Source organism: Paenibacillus vandeheii (genome assembly GCF_030433635.1).
In the GTDB taxonomy this organism is placed as follows: domain Bacteria; phylum Bacillota; class Bacilli; order Paenibacillales; family Paenibacillaceae; genus Paenibacillus; species Paenibacillus vandeheii.
The window spans coordinates 465,219-486,993 of record NZ_JAROCD010000003.1 but is presented as its reverse complement, the minus strand read 5'-3'; the positions used below and the strand labels follow the sequence as shown (position 1 = coordinate 486,993).

At 45.5% G+C, this 21,775-nt stretch carries 19 protein-coding genes; 1 reads left to right on the top strand and 18 read right to left on the bottom strand.

The window, feature by feature from the left end; all coding sequences use genetic code 11:
• Positions 1-10: 10 nt before the first annotated feature.
• The 12 genes from fliF to P5G61_RS07690 all read right to left on the bottom strand — a co-directional run bounded on the left by fliF (position 11) and on the right by P5G61_RS07690 (position 13,898).
• Positions 11-1,594: a flagellar basal-body MS-ring/collar protein FliF gene (fliF, locus tag P5G61_RS07745; protein WP_301245960.1), complete on the bottom strand. Its 1,584-nt coding sequence runs from the start codon at positions 1,592-1,594 to the stop codon at positions 11-13.
• A 138-nt stretch (positions 1,595-1,732) separates the two neighbouring features.
• Complete coding sequence (fliE, locus tag P5G61_RS07740) at positions 1,733-2,044, bottom strand: flagellar hook-basal body complex protein FliE (protein ID WP_024630209.1); 312 nt, start codon at positions 2,042-2,044, stop codon at positions 1,733-1,735.
• A gap of 63 nt (positions 2,045-2,107) precedes the next feature.
• Positions 2,108-2,560 carry a flagellar basal body rod protein FlgC gene (gene flgC, locus P5G61_RS07735; protein WP_024630208.1) on the bottom strand — a complete coding sequence of 151 codons (453 nt, stop codon included), beginning with the start codon at positions 2,558-2,560 and terminating at the stop codon, positions 2,108-2,110.
• A gap of 5 nt (positions 2,561-2,565) precedes the next feature.
• A complete protein-coding gene (gene flgB, locus P5G61_RS07730; RefSeq protein WP_053783790.1) occupies positions 2,566-2,973 on the bottom strand; it encodes a flagellar basal body rod protein FlgB in 408 nt (135 codons plus the stop codon).
• 989 nt (positions 2,974-3,962) lie between these two features.
• Positions 3,963-5,366 carry an ATP-dependent protease ATPase subunit HslU gene (hslU, locus tag P5G61_RS07725; RefSeq protein ID WP_301245959.1) on the bottom strand — a complete coding sequence of 468 codons (1,404 nt, stop codon included), beginning with the start codon at positions 5,364-5,366 and terminating at the stop codon, positions 3,963-3,965.
• 136 nt (positions 5,367-5,502) lie between these two features.
• Positions 5,503-6,045 carry an ATP-dependent protease subunit HslV gene (gene hslV, locus P5G61_RS07720; protein WP_024630205.1) on the bottom strand — a complete coding sequence of 181 codons (543 nt, stop codon included), beginning with the start codon at positions 6,043-6,045 and terminating at the stop codon, positions 5,503-5,505.
• A gap of 26 nt (positions 6,046-6,071) precedes the next feature.
• On the bottom strand, positions 6,072-7,415 hold the full coding sequence (gene trmFO / locus P5G61_RS07715) for an FADH(2)-oxidizing methylenetetrahydrofolate--tRNA-(uracil(54)-C(5))-methyltransferase TrmFO (RefSeq protein WP_435874075.1): 1,344 nt from the start codon (positions 7,413-7,415) through the stop codon (positions 6,072-6,074).
• A 23-nt stretch (positions 7,416-7,438) separates the two neighbouring features.
• On the bottom strand, positions 7,439-9,529 hold the full coding sequence (gene topA / locus P5G61_RS07710; RefSeq protein WP_029880927.1) for a type I DNA topoisomerase: 2,091 nt from the start codon (positions 9,527-9,529) through the stop codon (positions 7,439-7,441).
• Positions 9,530-9,649: 120 nt separating this feature from the next.
• Positions 9,650-10,780: a DNA-processing protein DprA gene (gene dprA / locus P5G61_RS07705; RefSeq protein ID WP_301245957.1), complete on the bottom strand. Its 1,131-nt coding sequence runs from the start codon at positions 10,778-10,780 to the stop codon at positions 9,650-9,652.
• Positions 10,781-11,024: 244 nt separating this feature from the next.
• A complete protein-coding gene (gene sucD, locus P5G61_RS07700) occupies positions 11,025-11,954 on the bottom strand; it encodes a succinate--CoA ligase subunit alpha (protein WP_024630202.1) in 930 nt (309 codons plus the stop codon).
• Positions 11,955-12,033: 79 nt separating this feature from the next.
• Positions 12,034-13,194, bottom strand: a complete 1,161-nt coding sequence (gene sucC / locus P5G61_RS07695) for an ADP-forming succinate--CoA ligase subunit beta (RefSeq protein ID WP_024630201.1) — start codon at positions 13,192-13,194, stop codon at positions 12,034-12,036.
• Positions 13,195-13,442: 248 nt separating this feature from the next.
• Entirely contained in the window at positions 13,443-13,898 is a 456-nt protein-coding gene (locus tag P5G61_RS07690; RefSeq protein ID WP_301245956.1) for a MarR family winged helix-turn-helix transcriptional regulator, read from the bottom strand.
• Positions 13,899-14,426: 528 nt separating this feature from the next.
• Between P5G61_RS07690 and P5G61_RS07685 the strand changes: the two genes are divergently transcribed.
• Positions 14,427-16,031, top strand: coding sequence for a YifB family Mg chelatase-like AAA ATPase (locus P5G61_RS07685; RefSeq protein ID WP_301245955.1), 1,605 nt, complete (start codon positions 14,427-14,429; stop codon positions 16,029-16,031).
• Positions 16,032-16,257: 226 nt separating this feature from the next.
• Here P5G61_RS07685 and P5G61_RS07680 read toward each other — a convergent pair whose 3' ends face one another.
• The 6 genes from P5G61_RS07680 to P5G61_RS07655 form a co-directional block, all read right to left on the bottom strand.
• Entirely contained in the window at positions 16,258-16,809 is a 552-nt protein-coding gene (locus P5G61_RS07680; protein ID WP_301245954.1) for a nitroreductase family protein, read from the bottom strand.
• 267 nt (positions 16,810-17,076) lie between these two features.
• A complete protein-coding gene (locus P5G61_RS07675; protein WP_301245953.1) occupies positions 17,077-18,288 on the bottom strand; it encodes a carboxypeptidase-like regulatory domain-containing protein in 1,212 nt (403 codons plus the stop codon).
• 66 nt (positions 18,289-18,354) lie between these two features.
• The gene (locus P5G61_RS07670; RefSeq protein ID WP_301245952.1) at positions 18,355-18,516 is read right to left on the bottom strand and encodes a paeninodin family lasso peptide; all 162 of its coding nucleotides are present in this window, start codon (positions 18,514-18,516) and stop codon (positions 18,355-18,357) included.
• A 498-nt stretch (positions 18,517-19,014) separates the two neighbouring features.
• Positions 19,015-19,413, bottom strand: coding sequence for a YraN family protein (locus P5G61_RS07665; protein ID WP_301245951.1), 399 nt, complete (start codon positions 19,411-19,413; stop codon positions 19,015-19,017).
• Positions 19,407-19,715 carry an EscU/YscU/HrcU family type III secretion system export apparatus switch protein gene (locus tag P5G61_RS07660; RefSeq protein ID WP_301245950.1) on the bottom strand — a complete coding sequence of 103 codons (309 nt, stop codon included), beginning with the start codon at positions 19,713-19,715 and terminating at the stop codon, positions 19,407-19,409. Before P5G61_RS07660 ends, P5G61_RS07665 begins: the two co-directional genes overlap by 7 nt.
• Positions 19,712-21,772, bottom strand: a complete 2,061-nt coding sequence (locus tag P5G61_RS07655; protein WP_301245949.1) for a DNA ligase — start codon at positions 21,770-21,772, stop codon at positions 19,712-19,714. Before P5G61_RS07655 ends, P5G61_RS07660 begins: the two co-directional genes overlap by 4 nt.
• Positions 21,773-21,775: the final 3 nt, after the last annotated feature.

The following is a 21,775-nucleotide window of genomic DNA, read 5'->3' as shown; positions in this document are numbered from 1 at the left end:
GCGTTCACCTCTATTCGTCAGCCAGCCACGTACGCAGCAGATTGACGAATTCGTCTGGCTTTTTCTTGGCCAAACTCTCCAATTGTTTGCGCACTTGACTTTCGTTCGTTACACTGTCCAACGTAATGGACGGAAACTCTGTTGCTACCGGAAGAGGAATTTCCTCTTCTTCTATTTCGTTTTGTTTGCGACGACGGCGTACTAACAAAATCACAACCGCTGCAATCAATGCTGCCACCAGTGCTCCTATGCCCCACATCATTCCGGTGGAAAGCTGGAAACCTGTATTTGTTGCCGCAGCAGTCTGGAACCCTTGAGAAATTACCGAAACTTTTTTGGCCAAATCTGCGTCACTTATTACAGTGCCTGAATCTGCCAACGAAGCACGAACGATGTTTACCAAAATATTTTCAATTGCATCCTGAACCGGTGCTTGTAATTCTGTTTGCCCTGCTGGTGGTTCAACTGCTACGTTAATGGTTAAATCCTTTACAGTATATGGACTAGAAACGATGTCTTTAACAATTCGGTTGACATCGTAGTTTTTGGTGCTGGATGATTCTTCCGAGGTTGAGTTGCCTGATGCATCCGAGGATGGATAGCCCGGAACTTCCTCTTGACCTGTGCCAGCAACACCACCTGTAGGATTGCTTGCCCCAGTGTAACTCTTTTGAATCTCTTGCACACTGATCTCGATGCCCTTCATATTATCTACATCGACCGGTGTAACCAGGTTTTCTTTCCGCGTTTCCTTGTCAAAATTAAGTTTGGAAGCAACCAGAACATTGACGTTCTCGTCACCGACAATCTGGGAAAGAAATTGTTTCACGTTATTGCGAACATCATTTTCGAATTTCTTCTGTAACGCCATGTTTTCCTGGACTTCAGAAGACAATCCCCCGCTACCGCCTCGGGCCGTCGGAATCAGTTCCGCTTCATCCGTGTTGGTAATCGTTATGTTTTCAATAGGTAGATTAGGAATGGCTGTCTTAACCAAATTAAAATATCCATCTACCGCAGCCTGATTAGGGTGATAACCCGGTTTAAATTGCAGGGCCACCGATGCGGATGCTTTATCCTGTTCTTCTAGCCCAGCAAAGATATTATCTTTGGGCATATTGACGAGCACTTTAGCATCCTGTATGCCTTGCATTCGTTGAAGCAACTGCTCTACTTCTCCGTTCAATGCATTGTTATACTTTACATCGAACTCTTTATCCGTCATTCCGATTGGAGATGATGACTCCTCGAATGACTTATATCCTAATGAACCATTCTGAATAATTCCTTGTGATCCGATATTTACTTTTGCAATAGCAACATCCGTGCTCGGTACAGATATGGTCTTGCCGTCTGCACTTAATTTGTAAGGAATACTAGATGAATCAAGATAACTAATGACGCCTGCCGAGTCGCTTGCATTCAAATCCGTGAAAGCAACTTCATATTCCGTCTTTGACAATTGCATGGTTAGTACAACTGCAGCCAAAATTAAAAACAGAAAGGTGGAAATAAATAATACTTTTTGCTTTTTGCTAAAACTATTCCAATACTGGGATGCCTTTTCCCTGTACTGGGCAATTCTCTCATTCACTCTGTCACCCCATCCGAAACTTTGCTTGGTCTGTCCTTCCGCCATCTCTATCGATTCTAAAGATTAACGGTCAGGAGCAGCATCGCAGCTGCTTGTTGTAGTAATCAGCGCTGTTGTCGAAGCGCATGTAAAACCAATTTACAATTGCGTACGCATAATCTCCTGATATGCTTCGACTACTTTGTTTCGGACTTGAGTCGTAAGTTGCAGACTCAACAGGGCCTGTTCGGAAGCGATCATCACCTGATCAACATTCACTTTTCCAACCAGGAATTGGTTTGACATTTCATGTGCTTGGGTCTCCTGTGCAGCTACAGACCCTAGCGCATCCTGTAGGTATGTACCGAAGCTCTGAATGGTTTCGGCTGGTGTAGATGGTTTGCTTTGTGCCGTACTTTGCATCTGAAGCGGTTGAATCCCCTGTGTGCTGAACATGTTGTTCTGAATCATTAATGTCCCTCCCTTTCATATCTGTTCTTTGGTTTTAGGAATTTTCCACCTTTAAGCCGTTAATTAAGATCTTCCGATCTCCAATGCCTTGGATATCATTGCTTTGGTTGAGTTCAAAGCAGTAACGTTTGCTTCATATGAGCGTGAAGCCGAGATCATGTCCACCATTTCTTTCGCGATATCCACGTTAGGCATGTACACATACCCTTCAGCGTTCGCATCCGGATGTGAAGGGTCATAAACCGGCTTCAGAGGCGACTGATCTTCACGAATCTCTGATACTCGAACTCCCTCTCCAGACCCACTACTTCTCATCTGATTTTGAAGCAAACTGTTGAAGGAAGTTTTATTGGGCTCAAGCACAACCATCTTACGCTTGTAAGGGACCGCCTCACCGTTAGTTACACTCGCGCGCGTCGTCTCCGCATTGGCGATGTTGGAAGATATAACGTCCATCCGCAAACGCTGAGCCGTCAGAGCCGATGCACTGATACTAAAACTGTTACTGATGTTCACCTAAGTTATCTCCCTTCGACTCCAACACGCATCATTTTGATTTGTTCATTCACTTGCTGAATATAAGCGTTGTAACGCAACTGGTTCTCCGCCAGAAGACTCATTTCTTTGTCTACATCGACGTTGTTCTGGTTGTTATTCATGGAAGTCGACTGGTCCATATTAACTACTGGTGTAGGTATGGAAGAGGAAGGACCTATGACAAAATGCCTTGAATCCGTTACTTTTCCTTTAAGTACAGGCATATCTCCATTCATTTGTTCCTGCAGCATTTCTTCAAAAGCAACGTCGGAACGCTTGAAATACGGGGTGTCCGCATTCGCAATGTTGTCAGCAATTGTTCTTTGTCTAATGTTGGAGGCATCGAGTGCACCTTGTAACCTTTGAAAACTAATATCATTCAAAAGATTCATAATCGCCCTCCTCTCTTTAGAAATTATGGAAATAGATTCAATCTTTTTCCGTCAGGACACTTATGTTTTTTCGACAAAAAACATTCGCTTTTACACGGTTTTCTAGGACTTAAGTAGAATTAACTCTGATGTTGTCGTATAACATAAGTTTCTTCGAGATTGGGATATATTACAATAAGAAAAAAGCCCTATCTTTTCTGAAAGACAGAGCTTTTTGTGTATTTTCTGCAAATTATGAATTTTTTCGTAAATGTCGGGGCCCAAAACAAAAATAAGCTTAAGCACTCTTTATGAGCTCTTAAACATTCTTAAAATTTATACTATGCTTCTGTACAATTGAGCACATCATATTAATACAAACCTGAAATCCATAGAGGGGCTTCAATCTGTTTTCAGTTAGAAATATTTACCGATATAATAAGCTTTCTTATCAATTCAACGATACTCTTTGATCTTCAATGAAATAGATAATTGACAAAATATCCATAGTAGATTATCTAATTTCAGTGAATTCCCCCAACACTTTTTTAACATTTACCCCTGGTATGCAGATTTTAATGAACCGATAAAATTTTGTCACATCTGCAATGCAATTAAATTCGCTTTTTGCGCATTTATGCAATTTTTTCTAACAGCTCTAATTAAACCGATCACCAGACTTGGAAAAAATAAATCCTTTTATTGGAATTTATAGCATTATTGAATATGTGCTGTAAGCACGTCTTTAGGGTTTAAATACATTATCTCTGCGGCACAAGTCCTAGATTGTCTTTCGTCTTATAGAACTCCAACTCTATTATCGGTTACAATACTGCATTATATTAGGCTAAAACAAAAATAAACGGCATACAGATGGATTGAATAAAGTCTACGATAGTCAGGACCAGGACCGATTATCCTGTTTCCGTGTAGTCATTTACTCTTTAATCATCCATAGTATACCGTTATCCATACTTCTATCACGCTCTATACAGAGCAATACACCTATGTTATAGGATATATTGGCTTAAATCACGATCCAGTGCAATGTCATTCAATTTTTCACGTACATATTCCGGAGTGATGACCATACGCTCCAACGTAAGTTCTGGTGCTTCAAAAGACAGATCCTCAAGAAGTTTCTCCAAAATAGTATGCAGACGTCTTGCACCAATGTTTTCGGTATTTTGATTCACGGACTCAGCTAGCTTGGCAATCTCACGAATGGCATCATCCGAGAACTCAATTTCAATATTCTCCGTACGCAGCAAATCCACATACTGCTTGGTTAATGCATTTTTAGGTTCCGTGAGGATCGATACAAATTCATCAAGTGTCAGGCTGTTCAGTTCTACGCGGATTGGGAAACGCCCCTGAAGCTCTGGAATGAGATCCGAGGGTTTTGCCACATGAAATGCACCGGCTGCCATAAACAGGATATAGTCCGTTTTGACAGGGCCGTATTTGGTCATTACCGTGGATCCTTCCACGATAGGCAGAATATCACGCTGCACACCTTCACGGGATACATCGGGGCCGCTACCACGTCCCTGACTGGCCACTTTATCAATTTCGTCAATGAATATGATACCGGTCTGTTCCGCCCTCCGGATGGACTCCTGAGTAACATCATCCATATCGATCAACTTGCCCGCTTCTTCCTGGATCAACACTTTACGAGCTTCTTTAATCGCCAGTTTACGTTTTTTGGTACGACGAGGCAATAAACTGCCAAACATCTCCTGCATGTTCATCCCCATCTGATCATTTCCTTGACCAGCGAACATGTCCATCATGTTAGGTGCGGCATCTTCCACATCAATTTCGATAACGTCATCCTCCAGTTTCCCAGATAACAAATCGAATTTGATTTTACGGCGCCGCTCCGCTACTCCCGCCGTATCCGGTTCTTGTTCATCAGCTTCTGGCGTGTTATTGCCATTGTTGCCAAATATCATTTCGAATGGATTGCGCTGATTTTTGGATTTGGATTGTGAAGGTGCCAAAATATGTACAATTCGCTCATTGGCAGCTTCTTCAGCTTTATCCTTCACTTTTTCTGTACGTTCCAGCTTGACCATCCGCAAGGATGTTTCAATCAGATCACGTACCATCGATTCCACATCACGGCCAACATAACCCACTTCCGTGAACTTCGTTGCTTCCACTTTTACGAATGGAGCTCCTACCAGCTTAGCCAGTCGGCGTGCAATCTCTGTTTTACCGACACCGGTAGGTCCAATCATCAGGATATTTTTAGGCACAATATCATCCTGGGTATGCTCAGGCAAGAGGCTGCGACGATAACGATTGCGAAGGGCAACCGCTACCGATTTTTTAGCCTGTTTTTGACCTACAATGTACTTGTCAAGCTCTGCAACGATTTGTCTGGGCGTTAACGCTTGAGTATGCATATAGATTCCCTCCTACCAGTGTGCGAACCTTGTTTATGAGATGACTTTATAAAATGACCTATAAGGACAAAGAATCTCCACGAAGTAACTGAAGCCGATTTAATCATCATGCTCCATCACGGGAGATTGCTTTTCCTTACAACTCTTCAACAATAATATTATTGTTGGTATATACACATAACTCTGAAGCAATCTGGAGTGATTCACGAGCAATGTCTTTTGCTTCCAGATCCACTGCATGACGTTTTAACGCACGCGCAGCAGATAAGGCAAAGTTTCCTCCCGAGCCGATGGCAATAACATCATCATCCGGCTCGATAATTTCGCCCCCGCCAGAAATCAGCAGCATACCCGTTTTATCCATAACAATCAGGAGTGCCTCTAGTTTGCGCAAAATCCGATCCTGGCGCCAATCCTTGGCAAGCTCTACCGCCGCACGCTGCAAGTTACCATGGTGCTCCTCTAGCTTGCCTTCGAATTTCTCAAACAAAGTAATGGCATCCGCTACGGAACCGGCAAAACCCGCCACAACCTGACCACGATACAAACGTCTTACCTTTTTGGCTGTATTTTTCATCACAACACTTTGCCCCATGGTCACCTGACCATCACCGGCAATCGCTGCTTTGCCATTATGACGAACTGCACAGATCGTTGTAGCATGAAATGACATATCCATGATATCAGCCTCCTCCCACGATTAATTTACACGCGTTCCGGAACGATTAGACCTTCTTCTGCTGCAAAACGAGCAATGCCATCCAGTGCACGCTGTGCAAGTGCTTCATTTTTTTCCTTTTTGTTACGTATTTTGGTTTCCAGCTTCGGCAGTAATCCAAAGTTTGCATTCATTGGCTGGAAGTGTTTGAAATCAGCTGTTGTAATATACTGTGCCATACTGCCCAGTGTTGTCTCCACCGGCAATACGACCAGTTCCTGTCCAAGGGCTGCTTTGGCTGCATTCATACCCGCGATTAAACCGGATGCCGCAGACTCTACATAACCTTCTACTCCTGTCATCTGACCTGCAAAGAACAGGTTTGGACGCTCTTTGAACTGATACGTTGGACGAAGCAGTTTGGGAGAATTGATAAATGTATTACGGTGCATTACACCATAACGGACGAATTCCGCATTTTCAAGTCCAGGGATCAAAGAAAAGACACGTTTTTGCTCTCCCCATTTCAGATGCGTCTGGAATCCTACCAAATTATACAGCGTTCCTGCTGCATTGTCCTGTCTAAGCTGAACAACAGCGTGTGGCAGTTCTCCAGTATGCGGATTGACGAGTCCTACAGGTTTCATCGGACCAAACAAAGCCGTTTGCTTACCACGCTTCATCATGACTTCAATCGGCATACAGCCTTCGAAGTAAATTTCTTTCTCAAACTCTTTTAGTTGAGCAACTTCCGCTGTGATCAATGCTTCATAGAACACATCGAATTCCTCTTCTGTCATTGGACAGTTCAAGTATGCTGCTTCGCCTTTATCATAACGTGAAGCTAGATAGACCTTATTCATATCAATGGAATCTTTTTCGATAATCGGCGCAGCCGCATCATAGAAGTAGAAGTATTCCTCACCCATAAGAGCTTTGATTTGCTCTGACAACGCTGGCGAAGTCAATGGTCCGGTTGCAACAACAACGATTCCGTCTTCCGGCAAAGAAGTCAGCTCTTCATTGACAACCTCAATGAGCGGATGCTGATGAAGCGTAGATGTGATTTCGCCTGAGAATCCGTCCCGGTCCACAGCAAGTGCCCCACCTGCTGGAACCGCATGACGGTCTGCTGCACCCAAGACCAGAGAATTAAGCATTCTCATTTCTTCCTTCAATACACCGACTGCATTAGTCAAGCCATTGGCACGAAGCGAGTTGCTGCATACCAGTTCTGCAAATTTATCTGTATGGTGAGCCGGTGTTTTCACAACCGGTCTCATCTCGTATAGTTTTACGCGTACACCACGACTTGCGATCTGCCAAGCTGCTTCTGTTCCTGCCAACCCGGCACCAATAACGGTTACTTGTTGTTCATTATTCAAAATCATTTACCCCCATTATGCTAATCCGCTCATTCTTCTTCCGGTTCCTCTACCGGCTCTTGATGATCACATGAAGTACACTGCAATCGTGTTCCCTGTTTGTTCCGTTTCTCAATCATTAGTGATCCACAACTTGGACATGGTTTCGCCGATGGTTTATCCCATGATACAAAATCACATTCAGGATACTTGTCGCAGCCATAGAAAATACGTCCCTTTTTACTGCGGCGTTCAACAACATGCCCTTCCTTACACTTCGGACAGGTTACACCGATATCCTTGATAATCGGTTTGGTATTACGGCAATCCGGGAATCCGGAACATGCGAGAAACTTCCCGAAACGACCCAATTTATAAACGAGCGGTTTGCCACACTTCTCACATATTTCATCCGATACTTCATCTTCAATCTCAATCTCTTTCATTTCTTCTTCCGCAAACTCAAGGCGTTTCTCAAAAGACTCGTAGAATTCTGCGAGTACCTTGACCCAATCCTCCGACCCTTCCTCCACATGGTCAAGATCACCTTCCATGTTGGCGGTGAACTCCACATTCAGGATCTCCGGGAAAAACTCCTCCATCTGTTCGATGACCAGTTCGCCCAGTTCAGTTGGCATGAATTTCTTCTCTTCAATTGCAACATATCCGCGCTTCTGAATGGTCTCCAGCGTTGGCGCATATGTACTCGGACGCCCTATGCCCAGTTCCTCAAGCGTTTTAACCAGCCTTGCTTCCGTATAACGTGGTGGCGGCTGTGTGAAATGCTGTTTCGGCTCAATCTCCCGATTCTCCAGTACATCTCCATTTTTCAGCGGAGGCAGCAGACGATCTTCTTCCGTTGTACCATCATCATTACCTTCTACATACACCTTCATGAATCCCTGGAAACGAACCTTGGAACCCGCTGCCCGGAAAATCGTATCACCTGCAGCAATGTCCACGGATAGTGTATCCAGAACGGCAGAAGACATCTGGCTCGCTATAAAACGTTCCCAAACCAGTTTGTACAACCGGAATTGATCTCGGCTCATAAACGATTTAATCGAATCGGGATCACGCAAAATGGAAGTTGGACGAATCGCTTCATGCGCGTCTTGAGCATTGGCTGCTTTTTTGGAATAATTTCTAGGCGTCTCTGGTGCAAATGGCTCACCGTACTTGCCAACAATGTATTCCTTGGCTTCTTCCTGAGCCGATGCTGCAATTCGGGTAGAGTCTGTACGCATATACGTAATGAGACCGACTGTGCCTTCTTTTCCGAGGTCTACCCCTTCATACAGCTGTTGGGCAACCGACATTGTCTTGGAAGCTCTGAAATTCAATTTACGTGCGGCTTCCTGCTGCAAGGAACTCGTTGTAAACGGAGCCGAAGGATTACGGCTGCGTTCTTTCTCTTTAACTTCTTTGACTGTAAAAGAAGCGCCCTCGATCTGTTTTAGAATGGCCTGTACTTCTGCCTCACTGCCAAGTTCGGTTTTGGTACCGTTCAATTGATGGAACTTGGCTTCAAACGGATTTCCGTCCGCTGTAAGTTTGGCAGTAATGCTCCAGTACTCTTCCGGTTCAAAATCATTAATTTCATTTTCACGATCCAAAATGATTTTGACGGCCACGGACTGTACGCGGCCAGCGGACAATCCTTTTTTGACTTTCTTCCATAATAACGGACTAATTTTATATCCTACAAGCCGATCCAAAATACGTCTCGCCTGCTGCGCGTTAACCAGATCCATATTGATTTTGCGCGGCGTTTTGAACGCATCTTTGACAGCCTGTTTCGTAATTTCATTAAATACAACTCGGCAATCCGCGGTTTCGTCCAGTTCAAGTGCATGGGCCAAATGCCATGCAATAGCCTCACCTTCGCGATCCGGGTCAGCTGCGAGATACACTTTTTTCACTTTCTTACGTGCATCCTTCAATTCTTTCAAAATTGAACCTTTGCCGCGGATCGTAATATATTTTGGATTAAAATCATTCTCCACCTCAACGCCGATCTGACTCTTTGGCAAATCGCGTATATGTCCCATCGAAGCTTTTACGATGAACTTGCTGCCTAAATATTTGCCGATCGTCTTCGCCTTTGAGGGCGACTCCACGATTACGAGTGCATCCGCCATAGGTTCATCCTCCTCTCAGTCATGAAACTGCTGCTTGTTTTTTTGTTTCATACTTCATTAGCAGCAGGACTAACTTCCGCTAATAATCTATTTTCACATACTGCCTTGATCGCAGCATTGTCATACCCTTGCATATTTTGTTCCAGGTAATTGGCTAATCTGCTTTTTTATGATTAAAGATAACAGAACTGAATGCAAATGTCCAAAATCCCAGTTGAGCTCTTCAACAAGTTGATCCAGGGATTGCTCTTCTCGCTCTAGCAGATAAATAACACGTTGTTCATCTAAAGAGAGTTTTACGACAGGGAATATTCCTTGATTCGAAGTTTCACTGCTTTCCGTTGAACGTCCTCTATTGTAAGGAAGTTGTTCCGTATTTGGCAAGTCCAATCGAAACTCTTCCAATAAATCTGTCGCACAGGTCACCAATTTTGCACCCTGACGAATCAGATTGTGCGAACCTCGACTTTTGGGAGATGTAATGGGACCAGGGACTGCAAACACGTCTCTTCCGGCTTCAAGGGCGGCATCTGCAGTAATGAGTGATCCGCTTCGGATATCAGCCTCAACGACCAACGTACCCAGAGTTAACCCGGCAATGATCCGATTACGTTCCGGAAACAATCCCTGACGTGCACGCGTACCCGGAGGATATTCTGACAAGAGCAGCCCTGTTTCGGCAATTCGTTCTGCAAGACTGGTGTTTTCGGGAGGATAAATGTTGTCAATTCCTGTCCCAAATACCGCAATGGTCTTGCCGTTTGCACGAAGAGCCGCATCGTGACACACACTATCTATTCCTCTGGCTAGCCCACTTACAATGGTCAGACCCGCCTTGCATAATTGCTCCGCCAGCTTCTCACCAATTTTGCGTCCGTATACTGTGGGCATGCGGGTTCCTACCATTGCAATGGATTGCGTGTGCAGCAGTTTCATATCTCCACGCCCGTACATGACCCAGGGTGGCTGAACGGTTTCCTTCATTAATATAGGGTAATCCTGATCCAGATAGGTAACGACCTCAATTCCAAGTTTATAAATACTCTCTTGTCTCTGCTCAATCCAGTCGGTATTGAATTGTTTGGTTAGACGGGCAGCCTGATCCTTGCGTAATCCCGCAGCAATCCAATCTCCCTCTTTATAGTCCAACAAATCCATTAGTTGATGTTGACCTAATAGCAGTTTGGAGATTGTTTTCTTACCAATACCGTCCGTTTCATGCAGTCCAATCAAAATCCATCTTTCTTCCATATCAAAAACCTCCCCTATCGGGAAGAAAATCTTCCCTCATATTGTGTGTTATGTGACAACGGAATGCAAGCGTTTACTCTCGCAGGCAAACAATTACTCTCTTTTTCACCCGGTAAAAAACGCAAAAAAGCAACCCTTCGCCCTGTTCAGGACAAAAGGTTGCTTACCTTTTCCGTATTATCAATAGTCGGCTCACCAGAAAATTATATTCCTGAGCCGTTTCTTCTATTATAACGGAAAAGAATTAATGTGTCGTGCACAAATTCAGAATACCGCGTTCTTCAAGTACGCTCACAAGAGTTGAGCCCATTTCAGCCGGCGTTGGAGCAACTTTGATTCCGCAAGATTCCAGCTTCGCAATTTTTTCTTTGGCTGTACCTTTACCACCAGAGATGATTGCGCCTGCATGGCCCATACGTTTCCCTGGAGGCGCAGTAACACCACCGATGAAGCCAACTACCGGTTTGGTCATGTTATCGCGTACCCACTCTGCAGCATCTTCTTCAGCCGTACCGCCGATTTCACCGATCATGATGACCGCATGTGTCTGCGGATCTTCATTGAACCGTTTCAGGATATCAATGAACTCGGAGCCTTTAACCGGGTCTCCCCCGATTCCCACAGCAGAAGATTGTCCAATTCCACGCGCAGACAATTGATGAACAGCTTCATACGTGAGTGTTCCACTACGGGAAACCACGCCTACGTGACCAGGCATATGAATATAACCTGGCATGATGCCGATTTTGCATTCACCTGGTGTAATAACGCCCGGACAGTTTGGACCGATCAGAACGGTATCTTTGCCTTCCATGAAACGGTCAACCTTGACCATATCAAGTACCGGGATACCTTCAGTAATACAGATCACGAGATCCAGCTCTGCGTCCACAGCTTCCATGATGGAATCCGCTGCAAATGCCGGAGGAACGTAGATGACGCTCGCTGTTGCGCCCGTAGCTTCCTTCGCTTCCTGTACTGTGTTGAATACCGGGAGACTGACTACTTTGCCATCTTCCAGCGTAATATCAACATTGGTTCCGCCTTTACCCGGTGTAACGCCGCCTACCATCTGGGTTCCGTAGTCCAATGCGCCCTTCGTGTGGAACATTCCCGTTGAACCCGTAATGCCTTGCGTAATGACTTTTGTATTTTTATCAATCAAAATACTCACGTTGCTTCACATCCTTACGGTTATTTTTCAAGTGCCGGACAGCTCCGGAACTAAGGCAGCAATTTGCCCAGGAATGAACTTATTTTACGAGGGCAACAATTTTCTGTGCACCATCGGCCATGGAATCAGCAGGAACGATATTCAGGCCGGATTCACCCAGAATACGTTTACCAAGCTCCACGTTAGTTCCTTCAAGACGAACAACCAGCGGTTTAGTCAGGCCAAGCTGCTTCGCGGCTTCAACAACACCATTGGCAATGACATCACAACGCATAATGCCGCCAAAAATGTTAACGAAGATACCCGCCACTTTGGCGTCAGACAAAATGATTTTGAAAGCTTCGGTCACTTTCTCTGTTGTTGCACCGCCCCCAACATCGAGGAAGTTGGCCGGGTCGCCGCCATAGTATTTGATGATATCCATCGTCGCCATCGCAAGTCCCGCACCATTGACCATACAGCCGATGTTGCCATCAAGTGCTATGTAGCTCAGGTCGTATTTGGATGCTTCGATTTCTTTTTCGTCTTCTTCATCCAGGTCACGCAGTTCCAGAATGTCTTTGTGACGGAACAAGGCGTTGGAATCAAAATTCAATTTCGCATCCAGAGCGATAACGTTTCCATCTCCGGTAACAACGAGTGGATTGATCTCGGCAATGGAGCAATCTTTTTCGACAAATGCTGTATACAAAGCAAGCATAAACTTAACTGCTTTGTTCACCAACTCATTCGGAATACGAATGCTGTACGCCAGTTTACGTGCCTGGAACACTTGCAATCCAATCGCAGGGTCAATAATTTCTTTGAAAATTTTCTCAGGTGTAGCTTCAGCTACTTCTTCGATCTCTGTACCGCCTTCTTCGGAAGCCATCATCACGACGCGGCCTGTGGCACGGTCCACAACAACACCCACATAATACTCTTTGCGGATATCGCATCCTTCTTCAATCAGAAGACGTTTTACTTCTTTGCCTTCAGGTCCAGTCTGGTGTGTTACCAATACTTTTCCCAAAATTTCGGATGCGTAAGCACGAACTTCGTCGATACTTTTCGCTACTTTCACGCCGCCGGCTTTCCCCCGGCCACCTGCATGAATTTGCGCTTTGACTACAGTCACTGGACTGCCCAGTGCCTCTGCGGCCGCAACCGCTTCATCGACTGTATAAGCAACCTTTCCGTTTGGAACGGTGACTCCATACTGTTTCAGTACTTCTTTTCCTTGATATTCATGGATATTCATTCTCGAATCCTCCTATCAACATGACTGCAACAAGGCGGGTTGGTAGACTAACAAAAGACAAATGTTGACTAATTTCACTTAAACCCAATTCATTGTAACATGTTTTTAAAACGCTTTCCTTAAAAAAGTAATGGTTAATAGACAGTATTTTGATATGGGTATGATCCCATATTGTGAATGCTTGGATATTAATGGAAAAACCTCAGCTAATAAGCCAAGGTTTCTTGATTGTAATACTGTATTACATTTTATTTTCTGGCTTCTTTGGTATTCGTCTGATGGACTTTCTCCAGCAGGCCCTTGAACTGTCCCAGTAAAGATTCGAACTCAGTACTGTTCAGACAGGCATCTTCCTGGATTGCTTCAGGTATAGACAAGGCTTTATGGCGAAGTTCCCGCCCGGAGTCAGTAAGCGTAATCAATACTTTTCGTTCATCCTGGACTGAACGTTCGCGATGAATAAGTCCTGCTGACTGCAAACGTTTCAGAAGAGGCGTCAACGTCCCAGAATCGAGGTAAAGTGCCTCTCCGATTTCCTTAACCGTACATTCTTCACGTTCCCACAATACCATCAAGACCAGGTATTGAGAATAGGTTACACCCAGTACCTCAAGATAGGGCTGGTACATCTTCGTAATTTCACGTGAACAAGCGTATATGGCAAAGCATAATTGGTTATCCAGCTTCAAACTTTCATTCTGCATATATCTGTCTCACCTACCTATTGTGCTATTGAGTATTCTATATTCCTTATAATAGAGGTTGCCCCCTGTTATAACCGCAAGAATTTGCGAATCATAAGGAACCTTCATCTATCTTATCATAAATTAGAAAAAAAACAGAATAATTGAGCACAAATGATTTCACCACTCTATTTAATAGTGTTAAATTTAATTGTTTAAAATATAATAACAGGTATAGATGATAATCAAAATGTATAACCACATAACCAAAAATTCTTGATATGTTGAACAGCTCACCCATCTTCTACTTACGCCTCCACAACAGCGTGATATTGATTCGGAAGTGAATAATTTTTATTCTGTGAGAAACTTCATGCGGGAATCTATATACAATCCAAAGTAAGGGATAGATAAACCGTACTATGACGAGATGGGTTGACGCCCTGATTTCTTTTATATAAAATGCTTGTAGAAGCTGAGGAAGCACCTTAATTCGTAGACTGGCCCGTACTATGCGCGCCAAGGACGAAGTGAGGTGTTTCTTTTATTATGTACGGAAAACTGCACAGTGCCTGTTTATATGGAATTGACGGAGTTTTAATTGAAGTGGAAACAGATTTGTCGAACGGCCTACCCCAGACGTCGATTATCGGATTGCCGGATTCAGCTATTCGTGAAGCGGGTGAACGCGTTCGTGCAGCTATAAAAAACTGTGGTTACCAGTACCCGTTGCAGCGCATTACGATTAATCTCGCCCCTGCTGATCTGCGTAAGGAAGGATCTTCTTTTGATCTTGCCATTGCTATTGGTTTACTAACAACAAGTGGTCAGCTGGTACTTCCTGTACAGGAACGGACATTGGTGGTGGGTGAGCTGGCATTAGACGGGTCAGTGCGATCCGTGCCTGGCATTTTATCCATGGTAGATTTGGCGAAACGTCAAGGCTTTACCTCCGTTCTTCTGCCTGCCGATAATCTGGAAGAGGCTTCGCTGATTCGGGGTATTCAGGTATATGGCATTCGTCATTTGCAAGATATCGTTCCAGAGAGTGTAACAGCTGCAAAGAGCACGAATGGAACAATTCAAAATACAGGACCTATTGTGTTAAAAGACTACGCCCACCTTTCTGTTCGAATTCCAGACTGCGAAGATTCGAATAAGCGCGAGCGCTCGAAACACATTTCATTCCTGGAGGATGATTATAGTGATGTTTTGGGACAGCATCATGTGAAGCGGGCACTTATGATTGCCGCAGCAGGGATGCACAATATTTTGCTGGTCGGCCCGCCAGGAACAGGGAAAACCATGTTAATTAAACGACTGCCTACGATTCTTCCCCCATTGTCTGAAGACGAAGCGCTGGAAGTAACCAAAGTGCTAAGTGCCGCAGGCAAGCTGAAAGATACCTCGAATGGTCTCATCGCAGACAGACCCTTTCGCTCTCCACACCATACGATATCCACTTCAGGTCTAATTGGAGGCGGCGGCATCCCCAAACCGGGTGAAGTAAGTCTTGCCCACCGGGGGATATTGTTTCTGGATGAGCTGCCCGAGTTTCAGCGGCAAGTGCTAGAAGTGTTAAGACAACCATTGGAGGATCGTAAAGTCACCATTAGCCGGGCGAGAGCTGCTTTCACATTTCCAGCACAATTTATGCTCGCCTGTTCTATGAATCCTTGTCCTTGCGGTTATCTCTCTGCCCAATCGGAGGATCAAAGATGTATATGCAGTCCTGCCCGTGTTGCCGCATACCGTGCCAAAATTTCCGGTCCTCTGCTGGACCGAATCGACCTTCAGGTCGAAGTGCCTCCCCCAGGTGAGTGGCGCAAGGCTGGCGCTTCTCCTTCATCTGCGGAAATGCAGGCCAAAGTCATTCACGCTCATTATATTCAGGCTGCACGATATGCGAACAGTTCAGTTCGCTGGAATAGCCAGCTATCAGGAACCCTTCTGCGTCGAACGATTCGTCTGCCTGATGAAGCAGACTCTCTGCTCCAGCAGACACTGCAAGCATTGAACCTGAGCATGCGTGCACATGATCGAATTATTAAAATGGCCCAGACGATCGCCGACCTGGACCATAATGGCGTAATTTTGACAGCTCATGTGGCTGAAGCGATACAATATCGTCAGTTGGATTTGAATTTATTTTGAGGGCACTCCGGCAATGAAGCTAAGGAAAAACACATGCACCTTACCATGCAAACATGCAGCAGCATTATGATACGTTCAGATAAGGTATCTGTAAAATTTGAACCCTAGGTTACATGAATTAACAAGTCAAATACCCCTGCAAGTATTTCTCCTCCGTACTAGAGGGAACGTGCAGGGGTATTTGCATAGAGAATTACGTTCGAATGTATAGCGGAAAAGATATTAATTATTCAAATATAGTCAGCTTGTCCTTGGCTGGTGTACGTTCTTTGGCAGAAGGAATAACCTCTGGATACCCCATGTAAACCATGCCGATAATTTTTTCCCCAGCCTGAATGCCAAGGAACTTACGGAATTTGGGTCCGTACAGGAAAGGCTTGGTTACCCAGAATGTTCCGATGTCTTCACTCCATGCCGCGAGTAGGAAGTTCTGTACCAACGCACTCACTGCTGCAAAATCTTCATCCCAGACATTCTGGCGCGGATCTTCTTCCATGACTACAAGCATAACGGCTGGGACTTGCTTGATGTTCGCAGAGAACTTGTTATCGTCACCCATTTCTGCATCTATGGCGTCTGCCAGCTTATTCAGTCCATCTCCGCTAAATAGCAAAAACCGCCACGGCTCACGCAATTTGTGATTGGGTGCCCATACGGCTGTGTCCAACAAATCAATAATCTGCTGTGTGGGAACAGCTTCCTTTTTAAATTTCTTTACTGTGCGACGATTTTGAATGGCTTCTCTTACGGCGTTACCCGTTTGGGTAGATTTGCTCATGACCATGCCTCCCAGATTATAAAAAATTATCCGTGACCGCAGTTTAAGACTGCGATGTGAATCGACTCATTTATGAAAAATCAAACGGTACAACAAAACTGGATTACAATCTTGATTATACACTGATCGGTTCATAGGATTCAAAGGAATGCTGACAACATTATCTTGTTCTAGTCATTTCGGAGGCAAAAAGACGACTCCGACTCTTTCCCGCGAAGGGTTTCCTAGAGTCAGCGTCGCCTTACTTCATTATAAATAGCTATTTAATTAGTACGGGTATGATCCTGCTCCCTCAAACTTCCCATTCACAAAATCCATTTTGTTGATTTTTTCCTGGTTGCCGGCGACGTCCGTACTGAAATACTCCACTGTTTTGACATCAGGAGCATAGATTTTTACTGGTCCGCTAAACGTAATCCATGGCCCACCGTTAATTCTGTACTGAATCATTTTCAAGCCAGACCCGTTAACTTCGTCCGTTGCCTTTAACTTAAAATTAAATCCATTAATATATTGTTTCCCGTTGGATACCTCTGTTAGAGGAACTAAAGCATATTTGGTTACAGGCGGGGTTTTGTCCACATTACTCTTGAGAATAAAATCAAAAGTATTGTTAGGTCCTTTGACTAAAGTCACTCTAATCGTTTGTTTGATATATTGATCAGCTTCAACAGAAATTGTTTTTAATCCAGGAAGCTGCTGCTTCATCGTATAGTTACCCTGTTTGTCTGTTGTTGTCTGGAAACCATTGATTGTCACTTTGGCGCCTATGATTCCCTTTCCACTCTCATCGATTACCACGCCGTTTACAGCAGCAGCCTCTTGCAGATTGAAATTCAATATATCCGTAGTCCCATAGCTGACTGACACATATCTCGTGTAAGGAACATAGTCATTCGCATTGACCTCAACATCAATGTTTCTGGTATGATATGCGTTAATCCCCGTGATGGCGTAGTTTCCATTCTTGTCTGTTTTAATTGTTTGGCTTACCGTTGTCGCTTTTACAATCGCACCCACAATAGGTTTTCCCGATTGGTCAGTCACTGTACCTACGATGGTGGCTGGCTCAAAGAGTACTAAATTCACTACTTTTGTATCCCCCGGACTCAAGGTAACATAACTAAAATTCATTCCTGAATCCAAGTATCCCTTGGCTACCGCTTTAATGGAGAAATCAGTGCTTTCACTTATAGCCGTTTCAAAACGAAAATCTCCTTGGGAATCGGTCTTTACTATTTGTTTTTGTGCCCCACCAGTTTGCTGCGTAATATTTACATCCGCATCTTTCACTGGAAAACCATCGTTATCAGTAATTTTCCCATAAATTTTCGAAGTTTGAGCAAGACGATTAACTTGCCCCTCCACAGAAGCATCTTTGGATGCAGCATATGTAGTTCCAGAAAGCAGCAGACCAAACACTCCGGAAAATAATAATAATACGCTTAAACGAACTATCCATTTCCATTGATTACTCATGACAATCGTTCACCTCATCCAAATATAGTAGTAAGTCCTAAGGCAATATGAGATCGTTATATCTATCTAACTAACTAGCATTTCGAGCTTCCAAAACTCCCCGCCCCATACATATTGCCAAATTCCTTCACCGCCGTTCATGGTTTCGCTAATATCCAGCACTTCCATTCGAGGGGTCTCCCACACCAGTTTCTCTTTCATTGCTGCGACAGATTGAATTTCGTTCATAGTTCACACCTCTTTTTTTAATTTTATTTTCTCATTTTATTATAAACGATACATTTTGTATCTATTTATTTTAAGAACTTTAATCTCTTTGTCTGCTAGAAACAAGTTAGAACACAACGAAGCTGCATTGTTTATAGAATTAAAACGAACTTTGAATAGGACATTTACATGTAAGGAGAAAGAGGGTACTTTATAACAGGTAACTTAGTATCATAGACTGGATTGAAACACATCGTTTGAGCTTTTATTTAGAAAATTATTTATTAGATATAGCTTGTTTACAATCAGAAAGTGGATTGAAAACAACGGGGATGAAGAAATAATTTTACCAATAAAGTGATACAAATTGTATCTAAATTATGGTATGTAATGTATTGCTGCTCTTAAGTTCTTTTTCTCTAACCGGTTCCAAATCAAAATAACCCACGAGAGAGACACTTTTTCTAGTGTCTTTCTCGTGGGTTAACACAGCTGAAAAATCGCGTATATAGTAGCAGCTCAAAATGCATTAATAATATGATCAACCGACACGGTTTCGCCCGCTTTATCCAGCATGACTGCGATCACATCAAAACGGATCTGATGATTTGTCTCTCCTGTCATTTGCAAATATACAGATGCGGTTGCACGTACCTGCTGCATTTTACGGATATCAACCGACTCCTGGGGTGTACCATACTTTCCAGTTCCACTTCTACTCCGGACTTCAATAAAAATGATCATGCCTTCATGGGCAGCAACGATATCAATCTCTCCGCTTCGGCAACGCCAATTTTGACGGAGAATCCGATAATGTTGCTCTCGAAGCCAGTCGCAAGCAGCTTCTTCACCTAATCGTCCTTTTTGCTGACGTGTCAGTTTTGAAACTGGACCCTGATCTGATCTGCGCTCTACCATGAATCCTCTTCCTCTCGTCCAGAAGCCATACGGTCAGCTCGATAAATATAGGTTAACACTTCGGCCACCAGTTGATATAGCTCTGACGGGATCTGTTCATCCAAATCCAGCTTGGATAACACTTCGACAAGTGCAGCATCCTCCTGAACAGGGACACCATTTTCCTTGGCTTTATCCAAAATGGCTTCTGCCACTTTGCCACGGCCTTTGGCCACCACGACTGGCGCTTCACTCTCACCAGGTACATATTTTAATGCAACGGCCTTTTTGGAGATCAGGTCCGGTTGCGAATCCTCTTTCATACCCGCATGTCCACCCCTTTGTATCGTTCAGGACTGTAGTCCGAGGCAGTCATTTTCCGTTCTGCACCTGGTTCCTGGCCAACAGGCCATGGTTCTGCCTTGAAGGTCAGCAACTGATAGCCCAGCTTATCCAACGCCCGGTGGATCTCTTCACGCCCACTTTCCAGGAGCGGTCCCATTCCTTCACCGTCATTAAGTACACGCAGACTGACGATATTATTAACAACATGCACATCCACCAGCGTTGGGCCAAGACTCTTCATATCCAGATCAAACCACAGGCGGCAGTTGGATGCATCCAATTCACCGCGTTGTCCCCGGCGTGATTGAATCTGGACGGAAGCTGTCTCTTCTCCGTCGGGTCCCGTAATCGGAATAAACCAGTGCATCTGGGCAAAAGCAGCACTGCGATCCGTTGTCAGCAATAACTGCTGACCTGTCAGAAATTGCACGGCCTGTCCGGCGGCATCCTTGAGCGCCGCCGGTGCACCATCGCTGCGGGCAAGCTGCAGCAGCAAGCCCTTCAGCGAGTCCGCGGTTCCCGGACTCGCCACATCCCCCACGCGCGCCTGCGCAGCCGCGCCGTGCACTGCCTGCTGCTCGTGCTCCGCACCGAGCAGCTTCAACACGCGCCCCACCCACGGGTCCCCTTCGTGGGTGACGGGCGCCGCAGCAGCACCTGCGGGTGCTGCGGCACTACCGCCAGCCGGCAGCGCATCCGCGCCGGCTGGCAAAGGCTGCGGCACGCCTCCGGCAGCCGCAGCCGCCTGGCCGCCCTGCGAAGCAGGGGCGGCCTGTGTCGTCGCCGCACCTGGCTGTGCCGGTGCGGCTGTGGACGCGCTGCGCAGCGCGTCCAGCAGCGCCAGCAGCTTGGGCGCCAGCTCCGCTGCCGATGGAGCTGCTGGCGCCACCTGCCCTGCTGCGGCAGAAAGCCCCGCAGCAGCAGGCGTTTCACCGCGGCCGTCCACTCGACCGGCCGCGTTCCCCTCAGTCTGGCCCGTTATCACACGGCCAGCTGCAGTATCCACAGCCGCCCCCGGTGTGCCCGGGCGGCTCCCCGCAACGCCCGCATCAGCTGTACGCGGGCTCTCACCAGGTATTCCGGTTCCCGCCGGAATACCTGCACCCACCTTGCCAGCAGTTTCAATATTGCTGGCCCCTGACTTCATTCCAGTAGCTTCCGCATTTACCGTACCTGCACCTGTCTGCCCATTACCTTTCACCGCATTACCCGCAGCTTCCTCGGATCCAACAGCCACTGGAGCAGCACCTGCAGATGCCCCGGGCACGAGTTGTCCTGTCAAGCCAGATGTTCCTCCTGTCACTCGCGCACCGCCTGACAGAGCCAACGCTTCTCCCGTCTGCTCTCCGCTTAACGGTACAGGCACTCCTCCCATAACGGATGGTCTCATCGTGGCTGCCTGTTCTCCACTACCTGCCGGTTTGCCCGCTGTTTGGGTCAGCATGGATTCCAGCTGTTCAGCCAAACCCTTTAACAACTGATGTAGTGGCGGACCAAATACAGCCTGATGCAAGCCCTTTACCGTTTCCGCCGTAACCGGAAGACCCCGCTGAAATGCAATACCTGTCGCCTGCACCCATTCTTCGACAGGCACCTGTGCAGGTTTAGCTGTCATCATATTTTGAACCATAGCTACATTATCCTTGGTTAAGGGTAACCCGCTTCGCTGCATGGCTAACAATAGTTCACGATTACCTTTGGTATCCGGCAAACCTACCTCCTGAAGCAAATTGTTCAAAGAAGCCTGTGGAACTTCTGCTAATGTGCCCGTGAGCGGCTTCATGACCGTTACGCCATTCTCACCTGGAGGCTGGACCTGAAGCAGTGTTGTTTCACCTGGTCGAAGCGGAGTTTCCAGTTTTGCTCGTACCTGTACACCCTGAATTTGAAGAACCGCATCTGCTCCATCATCGGATACACTAACTACGGACCCTCGTACAACCTGGCCTTCCTTTAACTCCAGCGGCTTGGCATTTCCCGGTTTACTATCCCCTAGCAAACCACGAATCACGGAACCTATATTCAAACCCTTCACCCT